This is a genomic window from uncultured Cocleimonas sp. (assembly GCF_947495625.1).
Taxonomy (GTDB): Bacteria; Pseudomonadota; Gammaproteobacteria; order Thiotrichales; family Thiotrichaceae; genus Cocleimonas.
Map to the genome: position 1 here is coordinate 40,522 of NZ_CANLZW010000025.1, position 21,926 is coordinate 62,447.

General features: G+C 40.7%; 23 protein-coding genes. 17 read left to right on the forward strand and 6 right to left on the reverse strand.

The features are described from left to right. Window positions 1-16: 16 nt before the first annotated feature. On the forward strand, window positions 17-958 hold the full coding sequence (locus tag Q1A31_RS14235) for a LysR family transcriptional regulator (protein ID WP_299877969.1): 942 nt from the start codon (window positions 17-19) through the stop codon (window positions 956-958). A gap of 319 nt (window positions 959-1,277) precedes the next feature. Then, window positions 1,278-2,576 carry a DEAD/DEAH box helicase gene (locus Q1A31_RS14240; protein ID WP_299877972.1) on the forward strand — a complete coding sequence of 433 codons (1,299 nt, stop codon included), beginning with the start codon at window positions 1,278-1,280 and terminating at the stop codon, window positions 2,574-2,576. A 306-nt stretch (window positions 2,577-2,882) separates the two neighbouring features. Here the strand turns inward: Q1A31_RS14240 and Q1A31_RS14245 are convergent, their stop codons facing one another. After that, the gene (locus Q1A31_RS14245) at window positions 2,883-3,377 is read right to left on the reverse strand and encodes a TIGR00645 family protein (protein WP_299877974.1); all 495 of its coding nucleotides are present in this window, start codon (window positions 3,375-3,377) and stop codon (window positions 2,883-2,885) included. Between the two features lie 267 nt (window positions 3,378-3,644). Here Q1A31_RS14245 and Q1A31_RS14250 point away from each other — a divergent pair, with 267 nt between their 5' ends. The 10 genes from Q1A31_RS14250 to Q1A31_RS14295 all read left to right on the forward strand — a co-directional run bounded on the left by Q1A31_RS14250 (window position 3,645) and on the right by Q1A31_RS14295 (window position 11,133). Next, window positions 3,645-4,514 (forward strand): amidohydrolase family protein, encoded by an 870-nt coding sequence (locus Q1A31_RS14250; RefSeq protein WP_299877977.1) that lies wholly within the window; start codon window positions 3,645-3,647, stop codon window positions 4,512-4,514. 270 nt (window positions 4,515-4,784) lie between these two features. Then, a complete protein-coding gene (locus Q1A31_RS14255; RefSeq protein ID WP_299877980.1) occupies window positions 4,785-6,110 on the forward strand; it encodes an MATE family efflux transporter in 1,326 nt (441 codons plus the stop codon). A 445-nt stretch (window positions 6,111-6,555) separates the two neighbouring features. Continuing rightward, window positions 6,556-6,984 carry a hypothetical protein gene (locus tag Q1A31_RS14260; RefSeq protein ID WP_299877983.1) on the forward strand — a complete coding sequence of 143 codons (429 nt, stop codon included), beginning with the start codon at window positions 6,556-6,558 and terminating at the stop codon, window positions 6,982-6,984. A 508-nt stretch (window positions 6,985-7,492) separates the two neighbouring features. After that, window positions 7,493-7,945, forward strand: a complete 453-nt coding sequence (locus Q1A31_RS14265; protein ID WP_299877986.1) for a DUF3291 domain-containing protein — start codon at window positions 7,493-7,495, stop codon at window positions 7,943-7,945. Window positions 7,946-8,223: 278 nt separating this feature from the next. Next, window positions 8,224-8,517 (forward strand): hypothetical protein, encoded by a 294-nt coding sequence (locus Q1A31_RS14270; protein WP_299877989.1) that lies wholly within the window; start codon window positions 8,224-8,226, stop codon window positions 8,515-8,517. Window positions 8,518-8,589: 72 nt separating this feature from the next. Beyond that, window positions 8,590-9,135 (forward strand): GNAT family N-acetyltransferase, encoded by a 546-nt coding sequence (locus tag Q1A31_RS14275; protein WP_299877992.1) that lies wholly within the window; start codon window positions 8,590-8,592, stop codon window positions 9,133-9,135. Then, entirely contained in the window at window positions 9,126-9,524 is a 399-nt protein-coding gene (locus Q1A31_RS14280; RefSeq protein ID WP_299877995.1) for a DUF3592 domain-containing protein, read from the forward strand. Before Q1A31_RS14275 ends, Q1A31_RS14280 begins: the two co-directional genes overlap by 10 nt. 170 nt (window positions 9,525-9,694) lie before the next feature. Continuing rightward, window positions 9,695-10,207: an HD domain-containing protein gene (locus tag Q1A31_RS14285; protein ID WP_299877998.1), complete on the forward strand. Its 513-nt coding sequence runs from the start codon at window positions 9,695-9,697 to the stop codon at window positions 10,205-10,207. A gap of 85 nt (window positions 10,208-10,292) precedes the next feature. Further along, a complete protein-coding gene (locus Q1A31_RS14290; protein ID WP_299878001.1) occupies window positions 10,293-10,916 on the forward strand; it encodes a LysE family translocator in 624 nt (207 codons plus the stop codon). Between the two features lie 16 nt (window positions 10,917-10,932). After that, the gene (locus Q1A31_RS14295; RefSeq protein ID WP_299878004.1) at window positions 10,933-11,133 is read left to right on the forward strand and encodes a hypothetical protein; all 201 of its coding nucleotides are present in this window, start codon (window positions 10,933-10,935) and stop codon (window positions 11,131-11,133) included. A gap of 132 nt (window positions 11,134-11,265) precedes the next feature. On the opposite strand, the gene Q1A31_RS14300 is transcribed toward Q1A31_RS14295, so the two are convergent. Both Q1A31_RS14300 and Q1A31_RS14305 read right to left on the reverse strand, forming a co-directional pair. Then, window positions 11,266-11,904 carry a TusE/DsrC/DsvC family sulfur relay protein gene (locus Q1A31_RS14300; RefSeq protein WP_299878007.1) on the reverse strand — a complete coding sequence of 213 codons (639 nt, stop codon included), beginning with the start codon at window positions 11,902-11,904 and terminating at the stop codon, window positions 11,266-11,268. A 37-nt stretch (window positions 11,905-11,941) separates the two neighbouring features. Continuing rightward, window positions 11,942-12,682 (reverse strand): CBS domain-containing protein, encoded by a 741-nt coding sequence (locus Q1A31_RS14305; protein ID WP_299878010.1) that lies wholly within the window; start codon window positions 12,680-12,682, stop codon window positions 11,942-11,944. Window positions 12,683-13,028: 346 nt separating this feature from the next. Between Q1A31_RS14305 and Q1A31_RS14310 the strand changes: the two genes are divergently transcribed. From Q1A31_RS14310 to Q1A31_RS14320, 3 genes are all read left to right on the forward strand, one after another. Beyond that, the gene (locus Q1A31_RS14310; protein WP_299878013.1) at window positions 13,029-13,802 is read left to right on the forward strand and encodes a ZIP family metal transporter; all 774 of its coding nucleotides are present in this window, start codon (window positions 13,029-13,031) and stop codon (window positions 13,800-13,802) included. Window positions 13,803-13,853: 51 nt separating this feature from the next. Then, complete coding sequence (locus Q1A31_RS14315; protein ID WP_299878016.1) at window positions 13,854-15,167, forward strand: MFS transporter; 1,314 nt, start codon at window positions 13,854-13,856, stop codon at window positions 15,165-15,167. A 131-nt stretch (window positions 15,168-15,298) separates the two neighbouring features. Then, window positions 15,299-15,667 carry an STAS/SEC14 domain-containing protein gene (locus Q1A31_RS14320; protein WP_299878019.1) on the forward strand — a complete coding sequence of 123 codons (369 nt, stop codon included), beginning with the start codon at window positions 15,299-15,301 and terminating at the stop codon, window positions 15,665-15,667. Window positions 15,668-15,787: 120 nt separating this feature from the next. Here the strand turns inward: Q1A31_RS14320 and Q1A31_RS14325 are convergent, their stop codons facing one another. Continuing rightward, window positions 15,788-16,738 (reverse strand): MBL fold metallo-hydrolase, encoded by a 951-nt coding sequence (locus tag Q1A31_RS14325; RefSeq protein WP_299878023.1) that lies wholly within the window; start codon window positions 16,736-16,738, stop codon window positions 15,788-15,790. Window positions 16,739-16,992: 254 nt separating this feature from the next. Next, the gene (locus Q1A31_RS14330; protein ID WP_299878025.1) at window positions 16,993-17,595 is read right to left on the reverse strand and encodes a HupE/UreJ family protein; all 603 of its coding nucleotides are present in this window, start codon (window positions 17,593-17,595) and stop codon (window positions 16,993-16,995) included. 150 nt (window positions 17,596-17,745) lie between these two features. Between Q1A31_RS14330 and Q1A31_RS14335 the strand changes: the two genes are divergently transcribed. Beyond that, window positions 17,746-18,303, forward strand: coding sequence for a hypothetical protein (locus tag Q1A31_RS14335; RefSeq protein WP_299878028.1), 558 nt, complete (start codon window positions 17,746-17,748; stop codon window positions 18,301-18,303). 180 nt (window positions 18,304-18,483) lie between these two features. Further along, window positions 18,484-20,313 carry a LamG-like jellyroll fold domain-containing protein gene (locus Q1A31_RS14340; protein ID WP_299878031.1) on the forward strand — a complete coding sequence of 610 codons (1,830 nt, stop codon included), beginning with the start codon at window positions 18,484-18,486 and terminating at the stop codon, window positions 20,311-20,313. A 94-nt stretch (window positions 20,314-20,407) separates the two neighbouring features. Here the strand turns inward: Q1A31_RS14340 and mqo are convergent, their stop codons facing one another. Then, complete coding sequence (mqo, locus tag Q1A31_RS14345) at window positions 20,408-21,889, reverse strand: malate dehydrogenase (quinone) (protein ID WP_299878034.1); 1,482 nt, start codon at window positions 21,887-21,889, stop codon at window positions 20,408-20,410. Between the last annotated feature and the right edge of the window lie 37 nt (window positions 21,890-21,926).

The window sequence follows — 21,926 nt, forward strand, 5'->3', positions numbered from 1 at the left end:
AATATAGCGTAAAACTATGAAAGAACCTGTTTGGAAACTCGACTGGAACCTGCTACGCACCTATATGGTCATAGTGCAGGAAGGAAGTATAACCTCCGCTGCGAACAGGCTTTCACAGACACAACCGAGTATATCTAATGCACTCAAGCGCCTTGAAGAACGGTTAGAAAGAAAGCTCATTCAGCGTCGCCCTGGCCGTTTTGAATTAACCAAACCTGGACGCCTATTATTCGAAGAATCAGTGGAAATCTTTGGCACCATCTCACGTCTCACCGTATTAATGCGCGACGTTCAGGAAGAACTCAGTGGACATGTACGTATCAGCATGGCCAGCCACATAACCAGCCCAATTGTCGACAAAGCACTCGCAGACTTTCACGCCAGTCACCCAAAAGTGACTTTCAATATACAAGTTCTCACGAGCCGCAATGTCCAGCGCTCCGTGTTACAAAAAGACGCAAGCTTCGGATTATCACTCTCGATGGAATCCAATTCACGCTTAAATTACACTCATCTCTATCGGGAACATTTCGGCTTTTTCTGCGGGCCTGAACATCATCTATTTGGCATCGAAGGCGTTGACATCTCACAATTGAGCAACGAGCCTTTGGTCTCCTTTCAGTCTGATCAGCTATCTGACGCATTACGTTCAGTCGCCCTGATGCGGATAACTGAAGATATGCGAGGTCCCGTAGTCGGTACGTCCGCAAATCTTGAAGAGGTAAAACGAATGATTATCAACGGATTAGGAATCGGGCCGCTTCCTGTGCATGTAGTTAGCAGAGATATCCGCGACGGATTGCTTTGGCGTTTGCCTCCTTATGATTCTAGACTTATCGTAGATGTAGACCTCGTTACCAATCCACGGACTCACCTTTCTCGCGCAGAATCAGGATTGATTGAACAGTTGATCAAAGCTACCAGCAATCTTTCACTGACTGAAAGAACTTATGGTTAACAGGCTCATGAAAAACGAATTTTTAAATTCACGCGGTAAGTCAGATTAAGGACCACCACTCCTCACCTTTTGAATGACATCTCGCTTTTGTTCTATAAAAATGATATTGAAATTTATGCTTTGCGGAGACACTTTTTCTTTGTAAACAAATGAATTAAGAGTCATAGCTAGAGACGAATGAGAGACGAATGAGAGACGAACGAGAGACAAAGCAGAGGTACAATAAATTGCCTCTACTTCTCGACCACTAACAGGCATCATAGTCAAAACTTAATCAAATACTAATCAATACTTTTATCAATCCAAGGAATGTGCATTTATGTCATTTGGCTCTTTAGGCTTGTCTGATGAGCTGTTGAAAACCGTTGCAGAGCAAGGTTATACAACGCCATCATCGATACAAATTGAAGCTATTCCAGCAGTGCTTAGTCAGCGTGATGTTATGGCAGTGGCGCATACTGGTACGGGTAAGACGGCTGGCTTTACGCTACCTATGGTGCAGCTATTATCTGGCGGTCTAAGTCCTGAAAATAGCCCTGAAGCTAAAATTGTACGAGCATTAATCATTGCGCCCACCCGTGAGCTTGCGGCTCAGGTTGCAAACAGCGTTCAAACTTACGGCCATGACTTGAATATTCGCTCTGCGGCTGTGTTTGGTGGCATGAGGATTGAGCCGCAGATAGCCGAGCTAGCAGGTGGTTTGGATATACTTGTTGCTACACCTGGTCGTTTGATTGATCTATATAATCAACAGGCGATTAACTTTGATCAGCTTGAAATTCTGGTCCTGGATGAGGCTGACCGTATGTTGGATTTGGGGTTTATCGACGATATCCGCCACATCCAAACGTTACTGCCTATGAAACGTCAAACGTTGATGTTTTCAGCGACATTTTCTAAAGGCATCAAGTCGTTTGCTCAAGGCTTGTTAAATGATCCACTGCTAATTGAAGTTGATATCGATAACAGCACAGTCGATACGATTAAACAGAAAATACATCCTGTAGATAAAGAGCGTAAGACTGAGGTGTTGATTCACCTGATTAAACAGAATAAATGGCCGCAAGTATTGGTCTTTGTTCGCACCAAGAGAGAGGCAGATAGTTTGGTCGTCGAGCTGCAAAATGCAGATATTAATGCCGATTCTATTCACGCGAACAGAACCCAACACGCACGCACACGTGCCTTAGAAGGTTTTAAAAACGAAAGCATTGTTGTATTAGTAGCCACCGATATTGCCTCTCGCGGCATTGATGTTAACCAACTCCCTTGCGTCGTTAACGTTGACCTTCCCTTTGTGCCTGAAGACTATGTACATCGAATTGGTCGTACTGGCCGTGCTGGCTCTTCCGGTGTCGCGATTTCACTATTCAGTGAGGATGAATATAAGCAATTACATTCTATTGAACGCATCATAGGTCGTAAGTTTGACCGTGAAGTTATCCCAGGATTTGAGCCAAGTGTGGCGGCACTAGCACACCCATCCGCCGATGATGCTGATGAGGAATATGGTAATTTCGAGCCAGACCCTGTGTCACCGCGTAAAGGTAAAGGCCGAGGAAAATCTAAAGGGCGTAGAAGTCGTGGCAGCAACTCATCTCCGCGAAAGCCTAGATAATAACCTAGGCAACGGAAAAGTATAATGCTAGTTGCACAGGCTTATAACCCGGATTGCGATTCCACAAGGTATGATGATACGCCCACTGGATTGATAGTGACTTTGTCATTTAAGCTGAAATATCATTCTTTAAACAAACACTATTATGCAAAGGTCACCCCCCTACTTTTATGAGGTTTTTTCTTATCCTTAAAAAAATCTCACCCTTAGGACCGTCGTCATTACATTCCAACGTTGTCTCGACTCATTCTCGGCAAAACCTCGGCTGGGCACTTTTTTAAAACTAAATTTCCGTTTTAATTAGTTCTAACTACGTTTTGAATTCATTTTGTCGATAATCGCCATCCCAATCGCGGATAGAACAAAGGTTAAATGCATAATCACATACCACATGATCTTTTCATTATCTGTATCGACAAGGTTCATAAACACTTTGAGTAAGTGAATTGATGAAATAGCCACGATAGATGCCGCGACTTTTTGCTTTAAGCTTCCCGAATCAAGCTTTCCTAACCAGGCGAGCTTATCCGTTTTCTCATCTAAATCGATGCGCGAGATGAAATTTTCATAACCACTAAACATCACCATCACTAGCAAACCACCTACCAGCGCTAAGTCAATCAACGACAAAACCACTAATACCAAATCTGATTCAGTCGCACCCAGAATGATTGGGAAAATATGAATCAATTCCTGAAAAAACTTAATGCCTAATAAAATCAACGCCAATGAAAGCCCCATGTAAATCGGTGCTAACAACCAACGGCTGGCATAAAAAATTGATTCGACTAACTTTTCCATACTATTCCTTAACATCTGTGACAAAACATACTGAACGCGCGGAAGTATCACTTATTTTTTTGGTTTATTCCAGTAGAGCATAGATGATGATTTCAAAGTCACCCCCCACCTTTTAGCCGGTTTTTATTCTTTAATCAAAACCTCAACTGTTGTAAGTTTAAGGCACTTAGTATTATCCTAGCTTCACACATGTAAACACTATCAACACCCTGTCATCCTTGCTTGTCTAACAAGTTTTCTAAAACGCTGTTTTAAAAGAGAGACTCTATGATGAACCATCTAAAACTGGCTTTAATCTTTAGCTTTTCAATAACTCTGATCGCTTCAAAGGTTGTAGCAGATGACTCTCATATTGGTGAAGGCGCACAATCGCTGCCAATTTTTGATGCTCACATTCATTACAAAGAACCCGCCTGGGGGCCTTATCCACCCAAAACGATTATTGAAATGATGGATAAATCAGGTGTGGCGATGGGGCTGGTTTCTTCTACACCAGATGAAGGGACAATCATGCTGTGGAAATACGCACCCGATAGAATCGTGCCAGAGCTTCGTCCTTATCATGGCAATGCAGGTTCATCCAATTGGACCAAAGCACCGGGAATGGAAGCCTATCTGGAAAAGCGTTTAGATGAATACCCACACGAAGGTATTGGCGAATTTCATCTGCACAATGCAGATCCGGCGGATCGCCCGTTACTGGAAAAAGTCGCTGCAATGGCGATAAAGCGCGATCTTTATATTCACGTACATTCAGATGCAAAACCTGTCGCTTTTTTGTTTTCCATCGAGCCTAAATTAAAAATCATCTGGGCACATGCAGGCATGAACGAACCGGCAGACCTAGTCGCTAAAATGATGAGCAAATACAAAAACCTTTGGGCAGATACTTCTTTCAGAGAAAGCGACATACTCGCAGACGATAATTCAATAGACCCTGAGTGGCGCAAAGTACTGGAGACTTTTCCAGATCGTTTTATGGTGGGGTCGGATACCTGGATCAATGATCAGTGGGCAGACTATGACGGCATAATGATCCAGAATAGACGCTGGCTTGCACAGTTTAGCCGTGAACACGCAGAGATGTTTGCCTATAAAAATGCAGAGCGTTTGTTTAAGCGCAAGGTTAAAAAGTAGACAATATAACCCCGCTGAATTAATACAAGAAACTCTAAGTCACCCCCCTACTTTTAAGTGACTTTTCATTTCGTAGTTTGAAATGACAAAAGGAACTTATGCTATGCGGAATGATATTTACGTTTTTTTGCTTAAAAACGTAAATATCATTTATACAGAGCTAGCCCTTTTAAACAGTGCTCACCATCTTCTTCCTCCTATCTATTTAACAGCAAATAAAACACAATAGTGCTTTACCGCCCTTTCACTTAACCTGTCGACTTAGCCTTAATGATCCAGCAAACAAAATCATCTCCCAGCCATAAACAAGTCTGGGCGCTCGCAGGTCCTATTATCATTTCCAACCTGTCGATTCCATTGGTAGGTGCAGTAGATACAGCGGTTGTCGGTCACCTACCGGGACCAGAAGCTATTGGCGCGGTGGCACTTGGCGCATTGATTTTCAGCTTTTTGTTCTGGGGATTCGGTTTCTTAAAAATGGGCACTACGGGCTTTATCGCTCAGGCTTATGGAGCGAATAATGAGCAATTACTGTTAGATACGCTTTCGCGCGTAATTTTGCTCGCGCTGGGGCTGGGTGTCGTCAGTATTCTGGTTAGCTATCCCATTATTCAATTTGCGCTATATCTGCTTAATGGCACACCAGCCGTCGAAGCCCTCACTGCCAATTACGCCCATATTCGTATCTGGAGTGCGCCAGCCACCTTATCTACGTATGTCTTCACTGGTGTCTTTATTGGCATGCACAACACCAAGCGGGTGCTGATCATTTTACTGGTGCTCAATATAAGTAATATCCTGCTAGATCTGATATTCGTCATCGGCTTCAAAATGGGTGTCGAAGGCGTTGCATTTGCAACACTGATTGCAGAATACCTCGCCGCTGCCTGTGGCTTTTTCATGTTGCGCGAGCCAATCAAAAAAGCGCTCGCACGTTTCAGTTGGAAAATCATACTCGAACGCCAGGCACTCACTCGATTACTCAGCGCCAACAGCGATATTTTTGTTCGCACACTATGCCTGGTTTTCTCACTCAGCTACTTTACCGCGCTCAGCACCGGCATGGGCGAAGTAGTATTAGCCGCGAATGCCATATTACTGCATTTACAAAGCATAATGGCTTACGCGCTGGATGGTTTCGCCCACGCCGCAGAAGCGTTAACCGGCAGTGCCTACGGTGCCCGCAAACGAAACGCATTTGTACGTTCGGTTAAAATGACCAGCCTCTGGGCATTTGGTTTTTCGGTATTAATTAGTGCAATCTATCTGTTTTTTGGCGAAGCAATTCTAGGGCTATTTACCAATATCGATGACGTACTAGTCACCGCAAAAACCTATCTACCGTGGATGATAATCGCCCCCATCGTATCCATCTGGAGTTTTCAACTCGACGGCATATTCATCGGCGCCAGCTACACCAAAGAAATGCGTAACGCGATGCTGGTATCAATGCTGATCTACCTCGCCCTATTACAATGGCTAGTCCCGCAATGGGGTAATCATGGTTTGTTCTTAGGGCTGAGTTTGTTTATGTTGATCAGAGCATTGACGCTGGGTTTCTATTATCCAAGAATAGTTAGGGCGATTGGAGATTAAAGCCCCACTAGCTTTAGAACAACAACGCGTTTTATTTTCTAAAAACGAGTTTGGCATTTATGCTTTACGAGGCGCTTTTTCGTAAAAAGTGCCCCAAAGGTGGGGGGTGTCATTTTTACCGAAATTTAAAGTAACTAAGCTAACGTCAGTTGTACAATTCCCGGTTTCACGCTAATTGCTAATTTGATTAATACGCCTTATGAGGCATGTATTTTGCGTATTCGATTTCACAATAATTCTAAGACAAAACAGCAAATAGTTATTAGCTACTTCTCGCAAGTTCAAACGGCACATCGCACTGATGTAACTATCTCTCGTATTTAAGTCATTAATAATTCAGTTTTCATACAGATACATTATGTAAAAATACGAATATAAAAAATCAATAACAAAAATAAGAATAATCTGACTGATGATTAGAACATCATTCAATGCGGAGATAAAAATGAAAAAACTAATTTTAGTGAGTTACCTAATATTCCTCATTGGATGTTCTGGAAAAGCGCCAATCATAAATGCCGATGAAGTCACAGATCTCCTGCACAATATTATTATAAAAACGGTTACTGCTGATAAAAAAGGGGCTCAAGAGTTTGAAAAGATCAACCATAAACTCATTGAAGATTTTGGCACTTCATATCACGATATGCTTTTAGCTTGTGTCAAAAAGAAGGAAATAAAAGATAAAGAACAGCGTCAATTGTTAAATTTTTTCTATGATATGGAAGCAGCTGTCGTAAAAGGAAAAAGACTTAATGTTAACGAGTTATTAGCCTCAGAAACATACACTAAAGAAATGATAAATATTTCAAATGAATTAATATTAACTTGTGGAATGGAACCTATTAATAAATATATGAAATATATGAATTGATTACGACCAATATTTGCATACTTATCAATAAGTTATTATTCAGCATTATGTAATCGAATAAAATTCTCAAACTTGAAACTAAGAAACTGTTTCTAATACAACTAACTTTAAATTGGCATTTTGTCAGCCTGTCATTTGGTTAATTCATTATTTACTAATTGCTGCATGGGAAAAACCATATTGGGGCGCTTAAGTAGTTAATTTTGACACCCCCTACCTTTTAGGCACTTTTTTATTATTTCGTTTATTGTTTAGAGGTTAGTAGTGACAAAACAGCAAGAAATTAAGATAAGGCCGAAGTTTCTTGCATCAGTATTTTTGCTACTCCGTGTGTTATTACCATTCACCAACATATAACAAAACACTTAAATAGCAAATATAAGTAAGTCTTCTCATTTACGTTTGCAGTTTCGGTTAAATTAATCTTATAGTTGCATGTTATTAAATTAAACATGTCGTTATTCAATACACAAAGCAACAATCACGAATAAAAGTTTAGGAAGCATAAATGTCAAACTATCAGCTTGCACAAATTAATATAGCTAAAGCTAGAGATACGATGGACTCTGAAACAATGAAGGGATTTGTTGATCGACTTGATGAAATTAACGAGTTAGCTGATTCTCAACCTGGCTTTATATGGCGACTTCAAACAGAAGAAGGTGATGCAACTTCAATTCAAGCTTTTGATGATCCTACGCTTATTGTAAATATGAGTGTATGGGCAGATATTGATTCACTTAAAAACTTCGTTTATAAATCAATCCATATAGAATTAGTGCGTGATAGAGATGCATGGTTTAGTAAAATGCTTCAAGCACATCAGGCTCTTTGGTGGGTTCCAGCCAATCATATTCCTTCTGTTGAGGAAGGCAAAATTAGACTTCAACATCTGGAAGATAATGGCCCATCAGAATATGCATTTACGTTTGCCAAGCCATTTCCTGCATCCCAATCTTAAGAAACGATATAACAAACTACTTAAGTGTAAATTATCGCAAGCACTCCCATTTTACCGCTGAGACAGGCGTTTTATATTTACGATGCAATAACAAAAAAAAGTGCCTTAAAGTACGGGGGTGTCACATTAATAATCTAAAGAAAAAACTATTTGCTCATTTCATCGTAAGTACAATCGTTTTTATTCCTTTGCTGTTCTGGTTAATTTCAAACCATGATTCTAAACAATTAAATTCAATTATCATTGCAGTTGTCATTCAAAATTCTGTATTTGCCTTCATGTTTTATTTTTTAGAAGCATCATCAATTAATCGAGCCTTTGAAGAGTCTTTTGGTATCAAACAACTTACACCTGAAGAACATAAAAAACTTCCAACTCTAAAAGACATCCTATTAATCTTAATTGCAGTAGCATTGGGTTCTTTATTCACCTATTTTTTAGTAAGTAACAATATAGAATCTGATACCCTGATCTATTATTTCGGTATTTTTGTGTTAATTTTTTTCTGGTTAACTCATGTGTGGGCTTCATATCGCAAATATGTAAAAGCTAAATCATTACAGGACAATTAAACATCCACAAAACAATAACAAGTTTTACTGTATTCACTATTTCTCGGCGTTTCTTAGCATCAAGGTATTTCTATGAAAGTAGTCTATGAAACCGAAAGATTGATTGTTAGGCGATTTAATCTTAATGATGCTGAGTTTATTGTTAGATTATTAAATGAAGAATCCTTTATCCGCTATATTGCTGATAAGCAGGTTAAAACGAAAACAGATGCCGTGAACTATCTCAATGACGGCCCTATATCGAGCTATCGAACATATGGTTTTGGACTGAATTTGGTGATCCTGAAAGGAACCGATACACCCATAGGTATGTGTGGTTTGTTAAAAAGAGAAGAACTCGATTTCCCAGATTTGGGGTATGCTTTTTTACCTGAGTTTTGTGGTAAAGGCTATGCGAGTGAGGCGGCCATTTCTGTTTTAAATGTAGAAATGGCTACTCATCAAATAGATACGATTTTGGCAATTACGTTACAAAATAATGTACCTTCAATAAAACTGTTAAAGAGAGCAGGCTTCAGTTTACACGGAACAATTGAACTCTATGGTTCGCTAAATGATGTGTATGAGTATCGTATGCAAAAGGAAAAAACACCTAAAAGTACGGGGGTGTGCTTATAATTGATAAATATATTCCATTTATGATTCTTCTAGCCTTATTTGTCCTATTTAATGGTTATATTTTAACTAGAAAAATACTCTTTTTAAGAGTGGCTGTTTCTACAATAGGTATTGTAAAAAAGGTCGGTTCTGAAAGTTCAGACAGTGGTTCATCTGTTTATTATCAAAATGTAGAATTTGATAATGATCAGGGAAAAACATTTACAGTTTCGTCGGTTATGGGAAGTAGCAGTGTCAGGGATTCTGAAGGCAGCGCTGTGAAAGTTTTATATCTTTCTGATGATCCTGAAAATGCTGTTATCAATGACTTTAAAAATATTTGGGGTTTTGAAAGTATTGTTTTTGTCATTGCCTGTGTGGCGTTGTATGTTTACTTTGAGCAGATTTGAAATAGTAGCCTTACTATATATCCTTACTATATATCCTTACTATGAGTCGTACTCTTAACAGTTTATCAACAGACCCACTTCAATCAAACTGCTGAACTAGGTATTATGTATCTGCTACGTTTTTTGTACCTATCAATCGTACTCTTATCAAATTTAGAGAAGTTTCAAGAATGGATATTATCGAAAAAGCATTAAAATTTGCGACAGATGCGCATGAGGGTCAAACCAGAAAATATACTGGAGATCCTTATATTGTTCATCCTATTGCCGTTTCAAAAATAGTGGAATCAGTTACTGATGATAAAGAAGTAATTGCATCTGCCCTTTTACATGACACTGTGGAAGATACTGATGTATCGCTTGAGCAAATTGAGCAGGAGTTTGGTCCGAGAGTGGCGCTTTTAGTTGAGAATTTGACGGATGTTTCAACGCTGGATCAAGGTAATAGAAAAACCAGAAAAAGAATTGATCTTGAACATACCGCTAAAGCAATTCCTGAAGCGAAGACCGTAAAACTAGCTGATTTAATTCATAATTCTGGCTCAATTACTAAATACGATACTAAATTTTCTGTCACATATATGAGTGAAAAAAAGCAACTTTTAGCGGTGCTTAAAGAAGGTGATGAAACACTTTATAAAAAAGCAGAACACATCGTGATGAGCTACTATAAAAACACATAATTTGTGAGCATCATACTCACACAATTAAAACTGATTGTGCTACAAACTCCATATACTACATCACTAATTTTCACGAGTAATCGTTATGAACATTGAAGTTTGGTTAGCTTTCGTAGCTGCATCAGTCATTCTGCTTATCATTCCCGGACCAACGATTCTGACTGTAATTAGCTACTCTATATCACATGGGTATAAAGCAAAAATCCCGCTAGTTTTGGGTGTAACGCTTGGCGATTCCACCGCACTTGCTTTTTCCTTGCTTGGCTTGGGCGTACTGTTAGCAGAATCTGCTGTTTGGTTTCAGGTGGTTAAATGGCTGGGTGGACTCTATCTAATTTATTTAGGTGTGAAATTATTTATGGCTGGCGTTAATCCGCCACATTTATCTAAACCTGATGCCCGTGTTTCAAGCTGGAATTTGTTTGTAAATACGTATCTGGTTACTGCGTTAAACCCGAAAGGTATTATTTTCTTTGTTGCCTTCTTTCCTCAGTTTATAAATTCAACGACTAATCCGGGTACTCAAATCTGGATACTTTCATCGACATTTGTAGCTCTAGCTACTTTAAATGCCACACTGTATTCTGTTTTTGCGGGCAAAGCTCGTCAAATACTGTCATCTACAAAAGCTCAAAAACGTTTTAATATAGGTGGCGGATCTATACTAACTGCCGCAGGAATATGGGCATTATCGGCTAAACAACCATGACATCTCAGGTCATTACATGAAGAAAAAACCTATAAAAAGATTAAGTATTCACAAGAATATATTACTAATTCTTGGGATTTTTTTCGCTTTTACAGGGCTGGGTAAAATCTGGCTTTGGACTAAAGATGAGGGTAATGATGTTGGTTTATATCTGGGTATAGTTTTTTGTATTCTTTCGCTTGCTAACTTTATCTTTTTCAAACTACTTAAAAAATGACACCCCCAGTCTTTGAATGATTTTACGTTTTTTTTTAAAAAACGTAAAAAGAATTTATGCAGGGCTGAGCACTTTTTTATACATTCTCCCATAAAGAAATGTGCGCGAGTTTATATTCAACTTTCTAGCAACTTAATGTTCGCCCTTGGTCCGCAACAATCCTGCCAATCGATTCCCCTGCTTTTGTGGCCCACCTTTGGGGAATAATTTATGCATATAGTGATTACAGCCTCTATCGCATCCCCAAAGTTTTCTAAAATGTTTAATCATATCTCTGACAGACGCCTGATGGCCGTGATCTGCGTACCAGTCGCGTATAAAACGAATTACTTCCCAGTGTTCTGAGTTTAATTCCAGACCTTCTTGTGCGGCAAGTTGACGCACAAATTCTTCACTCCATTCGCCGGGGTTGACCATATAGCCTTCGCCATCGGTAAGTATTTCATTTCCGTTGACGATTATCTGGCGCGTAGTCATATTGTGGTAGGCATTACTGCCGGAGAGCGCATCAGAGGAAGCACCTTCTGAATTATTGCCGCTTTCTGTGAGATTCCATAACTCGATATCGACCTCCCCATCGAGCCTTCCCTGATAGCGTTCGACACCTGCGACAATTACCTTGCCACTGCTCACAGGGATATCAAAACAGACTTTACCGGTTCTATCCGTTGGGGTTGGGCCGAGCACCTGTTTATCATCGAGTATTATTTCTACGGGTGTACGTTTTAATGGTACTCCACTGAATTTCATTGCTACGTTTATACAAATCATAGTGTTTTCACCTTCTCAAAAATTTTCTTAAACATTGTTAAACGGGAGTGAAATGATCAAAAAACAGTCTGACCAGATCAGAACGAGTCACCATACCGATAACATGCCTGGATTCATCACAGACGACGAGTCGTTTTATCTGGTGTTCCTTCATGGAATCCAACACTTCATGAAGTGTTTGTTTTCGCGTTGCGGTGACCACTTTTTTTACCATTAAATCAGACGCTAAATCTCCAGATTCACGCACTCGCGGTGGATTTGCAAACATGTTTTCGAGTGTTTCCCACACGCTGTGACTTTCTCTTTGAGATGGCACACCCAGTGCATGTAAAAAATCTGCTTCAGTAATGATACCGATAATTTTTTTGTCATTATCAACAACCGGCAAACCACTGATCCGTTTGGTAATTAGAAGATGGGCAGCTTCAGAAAGTTTGGCATCATGCTGTATGGTTATCACGGGTGAAGTCATCAATGTTTCTACCAGGATGTTTTCTCTTTCACGCATGCGCTCATACTTCTCTGACTTTTGTTCAATACTTACTAGATCGTTTATGGTGATATCTACGAAGGTGCCCATTTCCTGAATAGCCTTTAAATAGTCATTCTTTAACTCTTCGGCGCTAAAGCCTTCCTGATTGCGCATCCCGGAATATTTCTCTGTTATTTTATGTAATTGCATCAGATCATCCACAGTGACATCTATAAAGGTCCCTATTTCTTGAAGTGCCATAAAAAAGTCATCTGTTTTTAGCTTTTGTACCGCTGTACTATTCATTTTGATCCCAAAATTTTCTGCAGATGAGTCTGCTTAAGTTAGCTTAGGGTTAACTTTCATTTGACTATATAAGGATTAGATAATATAAAACAAACGATTATTATCGAAGTTTAGTATCGAATATTTCGATATTAAAAACAGCCTATAAGTAGGGGGGTGTATTTACTTAAAAAATATCGCTTTTCTTTCTATTTATTTACAAGCTCGTACGATTAATTCTTTGAAAACTATCTATGATTGGGAGTGTTTTTACGCATAAGAAAATTGCACAATAGCCCTCTTCTATTTGTAGTTAAACACTAATGTAGCTAAGCAATAATGTAGCCAAAAAGTAATCAGGTCTTTTATGAATGTCATTTTAATGGGTTTTATCGGAAGTCTGGTTGCAGGCATGTTGACGGGCGTTGGCGCACTCGGTGTTTTCTTCTTTAAAGAATTATCAGCAAAGCTGGAAAATAGCTTACTCAGCTTTGCCGCTGGAATCATGCTCGCGGCTTCATTCTTTTCACTAATCCTTCCATCGATTGAGTATGGCGAGGAGATCTTCAGCAGCAAAAACATGGCAGTAATCATTACGATTATTGGCATCATGTCTGGTGCCGTCGGTTTATATTTGATGCATCGCTATTTGCCACACGAACATTTTGTATCCGGACACGAAGGCCCAGATACTAAAAAAATCAATCGTATCTGGCTGTTTGTGTTTGCCATTACCTTACATAACTTTCCAGAAGGTATGGCGGTTGGCGTTGGTTTTGCTGGCGGTGATGTGAGTAACGGCATGAGCCTGGCTACCGGCATTGGCTTACAGAATATTCCTGAAGGATTGGCAGTAGCAGTGTCATTACTCTCTATCGGTTATTCAAAGATGAAATCATTTTTCATCGCCTTTTTAACCGGGCTTGCCGAACCTATTGGCGGCTTGTTTGGCAGTATTGCCGTATCTTACGCAGGGCCAATTATGCCATGGGCTTTGGCGTTTGCAGCGGGTGCGATGTTATTTATTATCAGCGATGAGATCATTCCAGAAACCCATAGAAGCGGGTTTCAGAATCTGGCAACATTCAGTCTGCTTATTGGTTTTGTCAGCATGATGTATCTGGATGCGACGCTAGGCTGATAGTCACTCAATTCTTCATTATCTTCAAATTCAACCGGGCAAGAACTACGCATGAAATTTACCACAGAACAACTCTACAATCGTATTACTGGCGATGAAGATGCGCGTGTCTGTAAGGATATTCCAGACGCCGCCTGTAATGATCAACCGCATAATTTCTTCGCTTATTTATGGGCTAATCTATTAGGCAAAATTGCCGATGAAATCACCAGTGCTAAACTGGTAATTCCATGGTTATTCGGCTTACTCGGCGTGCCTGCTGCATTCACAGGTTTTATCGTACCAATTCGTGAAGCGGGAGTGTTACTGCCCCAATTAGCGGTCGCTGCCGCAGTGCGTAATCTAAAAATACGTAAATTTGTCTGGGTCATTGGTGCAGTGCTTTCTGCCTTGAGTTTATTAGGGATGGCATGGGCCGCGGTAACCCTTGAAGGTAACAACGCGGGCTGGATTTTCATTCTGATGCTGGTGATTTTCAGTTTATCTCGCGGCATCTGTTCGGTCTCTGCAAAAGACGTGCTGGGCAAAACCGTGTCCAAAAGTCGACGTGGTGCATTAATGGGTTGGAGCGCGAGCTTATCCGGCATTGCCATTTTAATGGTAGGCATCTGGATGAGTAGTTTCGATCTTGGTGATTCAAGCCTTACAGTGTTTGCAGGCTTGTTAATCTCGGGTGCTGTTCTATGGATAATTGCAGCAGTGATATTTGCTCGAATAGAGGAACAACCCGGTGCTACTGAAGGTGGCGGTAATGCCCTTGAAGTTGCCATAAAGCAATTACGATTACTCGTGGATGATGCCGAATTTCGGCGTTATGTTCTGGCGCGAACCTTGTTGTTATCAGTTGCATTAGCGCCACCATTTTACGTATTGGTGGCACAAAAAAATACCGAGTCTGGGCTAATGGGTTTGGGCGCATTGATCATAGCTAACGGTATTGCATCGAGTATTTCAGCACCAATCTGGGGTTATATGAGCGACACATCGAGTAAACGCGTGATGGCTATCGCAGCTGTTGGTGCTGGGATTTTAGCCCTTTTTACTTGCTCGGCTATCTGGCTAGAATGGGATTTAGTCACCCACGAAATCGGCTTTGCCATCATCTTTTTGTTACTCAACATCATGCACGGTGGCGTTCGTTTGGGGCGTAAAGTGTATCTAATGGATATGGCAACCGGAGAAAACCGCGCATCCTATGTCGCGGTATCTAACACCATCATTGGTGTAATGATGCTGGCTGGTGGCCTTATCGGGCTTGTGGGGGATAAATTTGGTGCGGTTGCTACCTTATTGGTATTAGGGATTCTGTCGTTACTAGCCGCCTTTTACATTATGACATTAAAGGATGTGAGTGACCCTGAATAACGAAACGCTGCCTAACTATCCGACTCCTGAGATGACACAAAATTGTTAACTAAAATTCACTTATTTTTCATCTACGATGATTTAAAATACACTAAAATAAATCAACAAGAACAGATAATAGGAATAAAAAAATGTTTTCAATAGAACTGGATAGAGAATCCGCAATCGCGGTTTTACAGCTACAAGGCGAACTCAGAGAGAAGGATTTTGAATCGATAGCTGAGGTGATAGACCCTTATATTCTCGAAAAGGGAAAACTCAATGGCCTAATAATCAATACCAAGGATTTTCCTGGCTGGGAATCATTTGGCGCGATGGTTGAACACTTTAAGTTCGTCAAAGATCACGAGAAAAAGCTCACTCACGTTGCGCTTGTAACGGACTCTGCGATTGGAGACTTAGTGGAGATATTTGCCAAGTATTTTGTGTCTGCAAAAGTAAAACACTTCGACTACGATGAATTCACAAAAGCAGAAGCGTGGATAGAGGAAACTAAGTAAAGCCAAATGAATGACAAATAAAAACCAAATAGAGATTAGATATCAGGTCACCCCCCTACTTTTAGCGGTTTTTTTGTTTTATACATGCAAATAGAATATGTGGAGACCCAGCCGGTTTAGTTAAAAACTGGCTGCTTCTACTTGTAAATAAACTTTAGAGATATCACGCTGCACTTTCTCTTCAAGTCCTGGGTAATGACTTTTAAATTCTGACATTGCCACTATTACCTCAGGGGCCATTTCATATGCAGATTTATCTTCTTCATACCCTGCTTCCACCGCAGACCAGAAAGTCTGCAATAGATTTTTTAAACGCGTCACACCTTGTTTATCAGTCACCACGCCATGACCTGGCACGACAACATTTGGCTTCATCCCTTCTAATTCACCCAGTAGTTTGATCCACTGCGGAATATTAGAATCAAACGTAGAAGGCATTCGATCAGAATAAATAACGTCTCCGGTGACCAGCACTTTTTCATTCGCTAACCACATTAGAATATCTCCGGGCGAATGACTATCGCCGGATAAAAACAGCGTGATTTCCTTATCACCCAGCTTAATTTTGGTGCGCTCTGTGATGAAAGTTTTTGGAGCTAATATCTCTGACTCGCCAGTCGCCCCTTTGGTTAGCGTATTGAAATTGTCGACCCAGTTTTTACCTTCGCTTTTAATATTTTTTGCTACCTGCTCCGTTGCATAAATATCTTTTACCGAATCTTTAAACGCCGCATTGCCTAACCAATGATCGCCATGTGCATGAGAATTGATAATCCAGCGCACCGGCTGATCAGTCACTTGAGCAATCGCTTTTTTCATTGCGAACCCTATGAAAAAGGAACTTCCCGTATCAAATAATATGACGCCAGAATCTGTTACGACAAAGGCCGCATTGGAATTCCACCCCTGGTTTTCAGGATTCGGTAATGCGCGTGACGGTGTTTCAATCGCATAAACATCTGGTGCGACTTGTTTAGCTTTCATTGCCAGGGTGAAGTCAGCTAATGCACTGGAGGCATTAATCAGAAACAAAAGAGAACAAAGAGTTATTAGAATTGAAAACTTACGCATAGACTTAGACCTTTGACTTATCGTGTTCTTTATTAGATTACATTAGTGTTTAATACATGATTAGTCACGAAAAATTATCTGATCTTTAAATACTCTAGATCTAGATCTTTATATTTACTCATCATTTAGACACCCCCCTACTTTGAATGACAATTCGTTTTTGTTTTTAAAAAACGATTTTGGAATTTATGCAGAGCTAGGGCTTTTTTTAACCATTATAAGTAGGGCGATGAATGAGTCTTATCTACAAGTGATTACAGCGTACCTGTCAAGAAGCCGAGACCGACAAGTGCAATGACCGCACCACCTGAACGCACAACGTATTTACCCCAAGACCAACGAGTCAGTTCGCCAAAAGCGATACCAGCAAGATGCAGTAAACCAGTGCCGATAACAAAGCCAATGCTGTAAATGAGTGGATTAGCCGCGTTCGGTAATTCAGTACCATGCGCATGTCCGTGGAATATCGCAAATGCTCCAACTAGTACCGCTGCAACCCAGATAGGAGGGCGAACAGCGAAAGCCACCGCAAGACCTAACACCAAACCAGACAATGCAATCCCTGTTTCTATATAAGGAATTGGAACACCCATAACACCTAACGCCCCACCGAATGCCATTACCAGCGGAAACACAACCGGTAGAATCCAGATAGCAGGACGTCCTAAAAACACTCCCCATAAGCCTACAGCCACCATCGCCACAACATGATCTAGCCCCAACATTGGGTGTAAAAAGCCACTCATGAACCCACCGCCGATGCTTCCCGCATCGCTATGAGCAAATACTAGGGATGATGAAAAAATGCCGGCAAATAACAACAAACATTTAACGAACACAGAGGTTTTCGGACTCATTTTAGGTGACCATATTTATATAAAACGTTAATATTAACTGATTACTTCTAATTGCGAATGATAATCAGTAAAAAAATAAAGAGTAATAATTTTGTTCACATCAGTCAAGCATCTCTTACCATTTTCTAATACAATTTATAGATGATATTAATGAATATACCACTATTATTTTCCTTTTCGCCCAGCTGGCTTATACAAGGTTTACAACATCCTTTTTTAACACCTTCGCACGCCATTCTGATTTGCAGCCTGGCTTTTTTGATAGGACAACAAAGTAAGCTAGCCATTCATATTATTTTACTGTTTATATCATCGATAGTGGGGATGTTGCTCAATTATTACCTATTTCCCGGTGCAAGATTGGAACTACTGCTATTGGGTATGGCTTTAATCATTGGTTTGCTGGTTGTGATTAGAATAAAACACTTTCCCTCACTGATGTTAACAATTAGTCTGTTACTAGCCACACTCACCGGATTGTTTATCGGCGTAGATTCACAACCCATCAGTATTCCCGGTTTACGCACCAATAGTGTTATTAACTGGCACTTAGGGGCCGTGATAACGCTTACCTTGAGCGCATTAATACTATCTCTGATTGCAAAAGTCTTGCTCCGTTTTGGGGATGGTATTGTTTTACGCGTATTAGGATCCTGGGTCGCCACCAGTGCGTTGATAACACTGGCTTTACAATATGCAAAAATTTAGTATTCGCTAGTACATAGCAGTTAAAAAAGTCGTTATAAAAAATCGTTAAAAATAGCCCATAAAGCCTTATCTAATAAGGTTTACAGTTAATCCTGTGTTTAGCTTGTTTGTTATAAACTGAGTGAATTACATTAAACATTCCTGTGCTCTACTTATGCTTTATGTTCCTCACTTAAATTTATGATACGAATTTTCCTGTTTATTACCTTACTGCTAGTTATGGGGGTTGCTCAAGCAGCACCGCAAACCTCTTGGTATCTGGATGAATTAGGCAATACTAGCGCGTCATACACTCTGGATGATAATTTAGGCAGTAATGATGGCACAGCTAATTTAACTCCCAGTACCGGAAACGCTTCAGGTAAAGTCTGTAGTGCGCTCGATTTCACTAACAGCTCAACGCAGGATTATGCGGTGTTAGGTCCAAACGCCTTAGACGGAGCCACTGATTTAACCGTATCTTTTTGGCATAAAGGCTCATCAACGGCAGAACGCTCTTTTCTGTCTGGGTCTCGAACAGGTCAGCTGAATGAATTAATCATGTGGTTTACCAACGGCACTCGTTTCAATAGTTATATCAACGGCAGTATTGGTCCCAATATAAATTTTCCGACCATAGCTGATAACCAATGGCATCATATCGTATGGCGCAGGTCTGGCACGCAGAGCTGTTTGTTTACTGACTCTGTGCAGCGTGGTTGCGTAACCGTATCGAACAAAGCACTGGAAATTGAATCTCTGATTTTAGGTCAAGAGCAAGACAGTATGGGCGCAGGTTTTGATGCTACGCAAGATTGGGAAAGCCTCGTCGATGAGTTATTAGTATTTAGAAGCGCATTATCCAATGCTGAAATTTATTCGGTTTATGCCAACCAGAATGCCGGTAATGCATGGGATGGTGGGCCCAGAAGTTGCCAGACTACACCACCAAATCCACCGACTATAGATTACAGTTATTCCGATTGGCATTTTGATGAAGATAGCTGGAATGGTACCGCTAATGAAGTCATAGATTCGCAAGGCGTCCATCATGGCTTTGCCAACAATGTTACCGCAGTACCGGGAAAACTGTGTAATGGTATGGACCTAACGGCGAGTACAAGCAGTGATTACGCCAACTTAAATGCCGCGTCTATCAATGGTGCTACCGATTTCACTGTATCTATTTGGCACAAAGGAACCTCAGCAAACAGTAAGGGCTTATTGTCAGGTGCTGCGTCAACATCCCTCAATAACGAATTTTTGTACTGGTTCCCGAATGCCACGAGTTTTAATGGTTTCCTTAAAAATTCTTCACAAGGTGCCGTTGGGATAGGAGCTATACACAATAACAACTGGAATCATCTTGTCTGGCGCAGAGAAAGTGCCCAGTCCTGTTTCTTTTTAAACAGCGTATTACAAGGCTGTCAGGCAAACCAGAATTCATTGGCATTAAATGTGGTTTCTCTGGTATTGGGACAAGATCAGGATAATGTCGGAGGAGGATTTTCATCTGCACAAGACTGGGAAGGTATTGTCGATGAATTACTGATATTCCGCCGTCCACTTAGCACCACCGAAATTAGCAGTGTCTATAACAATCAAAACAATGGTAAAAACTGGGATGGTGGCAATAGAGCCTGCCCACAAATGCCAAATATGTCATTGAAGAAAACCTCTGTGGTGGTTTCTGATCCCGTGAATAATGGCAGCAACCCGAAACGCATTCCCGGAGCAACCATTCGTTACACAATTACCGCAGAGAATGCACACAGCAGAGCTGCCGAAGGCGTTGTAATAAGAGATGATCTAGCCAATGAAATTAGCAATGGCAACCTGGAATGGTTAGGAAATATCCTGGTGACATCGCCCAATATCAATGGTGGTACAACCTCATCCTTAACCGATGCGACAGGTGATGATCAGGGACAGTTTGATAACAATAATCTACTCATCGTAAACTGTGGTGATATAACCAACGCTGCCCCCTGTATCGTCAGTTATGAAGTTATTGTGAATGACAGCCCTTAGTAACAACTAATTGATTACGATACACACCCCCCACCTTTAAGACCATTTTTAAAAAATATGCCTAAAAGGTGGGGGGTGTCAGTGAAAGCGTTTTTTAAGCTAATTTAAGTGTTTTTAGCGTTCTACTTCGAACTGTTTTCAACAGCGCAGGATCATCAATTAAGGACTTCTTATATGAAGGAATCATTTCCTGTATTTTTGCCTGCCACTCTTCTGTTGCCATGCGCTCACTGTAACAACTTTCCAACACTTCCAACATCGCTTTAACCGTTACCGATGCACCTGGAGATGCCCCCAATAGCGCGGATATACTGCCATCAGCTGAGCTAACCACTTCAGTACCAAACTCCAGCTTACCACCTGAGTCTTTGTCTTTTTTGATAATCTGAACACGTTGCCCTGCTTCTGCAAACACCCAGTCATCGGCATCGGCATCAGGAAAGTAATGACGTAATGATTCCATTCTTTCTTCATGCGATTTTCGTGATTCTTTAACCAGATACTTGGTTAGGTCAAAGTTTCGAAAACCGGCAATTGTTAATGGCAAAATATTGTCAAACTTGGTGGATTTGATCAGATCAAACTTTGAGCCGTGCACCAAAAATTTAGTGGTAAATCCGGCAAAAGGCCCAAACAACAAGGCATTGCCGTCTTCTAAAACGCGTTTATCCAAATGCGGTACAGACATCGGAGGAGAACCCACCGCGGCTTTACCGTAAACCTTGGCATTATGCTTAGCGACGATATCTGGTTTGCGACAGATCAACCACTGACCACTAACAGGAAATCCTCCATAGCCATCGGCTTCAGGGATGTCTGCTTTTTGTAATAACGGCAGTGCTCCACCACCCAGACCAAGGAATACAAATTTGGTGTAAATAGGCTCCCTTTGCTCCAGATTCAAGTCTTCAATCATCACTTTCCAGCGACCATCATCCTGCTTTTCAAGATCGGTTACATTGATATTTAATCTTAAATCAAAGTTATCCTGCTCGCGGAGATATCGTGCAAAAGCGCGTGCAATACGACCAAAGTTAACATCTGAACCATGTGCAATTCTTGTTGCTGCTACTTTTTCATTCGGATCGCGATTTTGCATCACGAGTGGTAACCATTCGGCGATTACAGCCGGATCATCACTAAACTCCATTTCTTCAAACATCGGATGCTCGCGCATGACTTCATAGCGTTTACGCAAATACGCTACATTGTCTTCGCCCCAAACAAAGCTTTGGTGCGGCACAGAATTGATAAATCTAGTTGGGTCGGGTAACGAACCGTTTTCAACACAGTAAGACCAGAATTGTAAGCTCAACTCGAAAGATTCGTTGATGCTCAACGCTTTAGTAATATCGATAGAGCCATCTTCTTGCAGTGGCGTATAGTTTAATTCGCAATACGCTGCGTGTCCGGTACCTGCATTATTATGGCTAGCCGTACTCTCCTTGCCTACACCATCCAGTCTCTCAACCATAATGATCTTTAAGGCAGGATCGAGTTGCTTCAACAACATGCCCAAACAGGTACTCATCGCACCTGCGCCAATTAAAACAACATCAATATCTTTCTTGTCCATAATAATTCCCGCTTAAAAAATTATAATGGCGATAGTA

Excerpts from the sequence above, each read along its gene's own strand:
- Q1A31_RS14235 (WP_299877969.1), top strand. The coding sequence starts at position 17 with ATGAAAGAACCTGTTTGGAAACTCGACTGGAACCTGCTACGCACCTAT.
- Q1A31_RS14240 (WP_299877972.1), top strand. The coding sequence starts at position 1,278 with ATGTCATTTGGCTCTTTAGGCTTGTCTGATGAGCTGTTGAAAACCGTT.
- Q1A31_RS14245 (WP_299877974.1), bottom strand. The coding sequence starts at position 3,377 with ATGGAAAAGTTAGTCGAATCAATTTTTTATGCCAGCCGTTGGTTGTTA.
- Q1A31_RS14250 (WP_299877977.1), top strand. The coding sequence starts at position 3,645 with ATGATGAACCATCTAAAACTGGCTTTAATCTTTAGCTTTTCAATAACT.
- Q1A31_RS14255 (WP_299877980.1), top strand. The coding sequence starts at position 4,785 with ATGATCCAGCAAACAAAATCATCTCCCAGCCATAAACAAGTCTGGGCG.
- Q1A31_RS14260 (WP_299877983.1), top strand. The coding sequence starts at position 6,556 with ATGAAAAAACTAATTTTAGTGAGTTACCTAATATTCCTCATTGGATGT.
- Q1A31_RS14265 (WP_299877986.1), top strand. The coding sequence starts at position 7,493 with ATGTCAAACTATCAGCTTGCACAAATTAATATAGCTAAAGCTAGAGAT.
- Q1A31_RS14270 (WP_299877989.1), top strand. The coding sequence starts at position 8,224 with ATGTTTTATTTTTTAGAAGCATCATCAATTAATCGAGCCTTTGAAGAG.
- Q1A31_RS14275 (WP_299877992.1), top strand. The coding sequence starts at position 8,590 with ATGAAAGTAGTCTATGAAACCGAAAGATTGATTGTTAGGCGATTTAAT.
- Q1A31_RS14285 (WP_299877998.1), top strand. The coding sequence starts at position 9,695 with ATGGATATTATCGAAAAAGCATTAAAATTTGCGACAGATGCGCATGAG.
- Q1A31_RS14290 (WP_299878001.1), top strand. The coding sequence starts at position 10,293 with ATGAACATTGAAGTTTGGTTAGCTTTCGTAGCTGCATCAGTCATTCTG.
- Q1A31_RS14295 (WP_299878004.1), top strand. The coding sequence starts at position 10,933 with ATGAAGAAAAAACCTATAAAAAGATTAAGTATTCACAAGAATATATTA.
- Q1A31_RS14300 (WP_299878007.1), bottom strand. The coding sequence starts at position 11,904 with ATGATTTGTATAAACGTAGCAATGAAATTCAGTGGAGTACCATTAAAA.
- Q1A31_RS14305 (WP_299878010.1), bottom strand. The coding sequence starts at position 12,682 with ATGAATAGTACAGCGGTACAAAAGCTAAAAACAGATGACTTTTTTATG.
- Q1A31_RS14310 (WP_299878013.1), top strand. The coding sequence starts at position 13,029 with ATGAATGTCATTTTAATGGGTTTTATCGGAAGTCTGGTTGCAGGCATG.
- Q1A31_RS14315 (WP_299878016.1), top strand. The coding sequence starts at position 13,854 with ATGAAATTTACCACAGAACAACTCTACAATCGTATTACTGGCGATGAA.
- Q1A31_RS14320 (WP_299878019.1), top strand. The coding sequence starts at position 15,299 with ATGTTTTCAATAGAACTGGATAGAGAATCCGCAATCGCGGTTTTACAG.
- Q1A31_RS14325 (WP_299878023.1), bottom strand. The coding sequence starts at position 16,738 with ATGCGTAAGTTTTCAATTCTAATAACTCTTTGTTCTCTTTTGTTTCTG.
- Q1A31_RS14330 (WP_299878025.1), bottom strand. The coding sequence starts at position 17,595 with ATGAGTCCGAAAACCTCTGTGTTCGTTAAATGTTTGTTGTTATTTGCC.
- Q1A31_RS14335 (WP_299878028.1), top strand. The coding sequence starts at position 17,746 with ATGAATATACCACTATTATTTTCCTTTTCGCCCAGCTGGCTTATACAA.
- Q1A31_RS14340 (WP_299878031.1), top strand. The coding sequence starts at position 18,484 with ATGATACGAATTTTCCTGTTTATTACCTTACTGCTAGTTATGGGGGTT.
- mqo (WP_299878034.1), bottom strand. The coding sequence starts at position 21,889 with ATGGACAAGAAAGATATTGATGTTGTTTTAATTGGCGCAGGTGCGATG.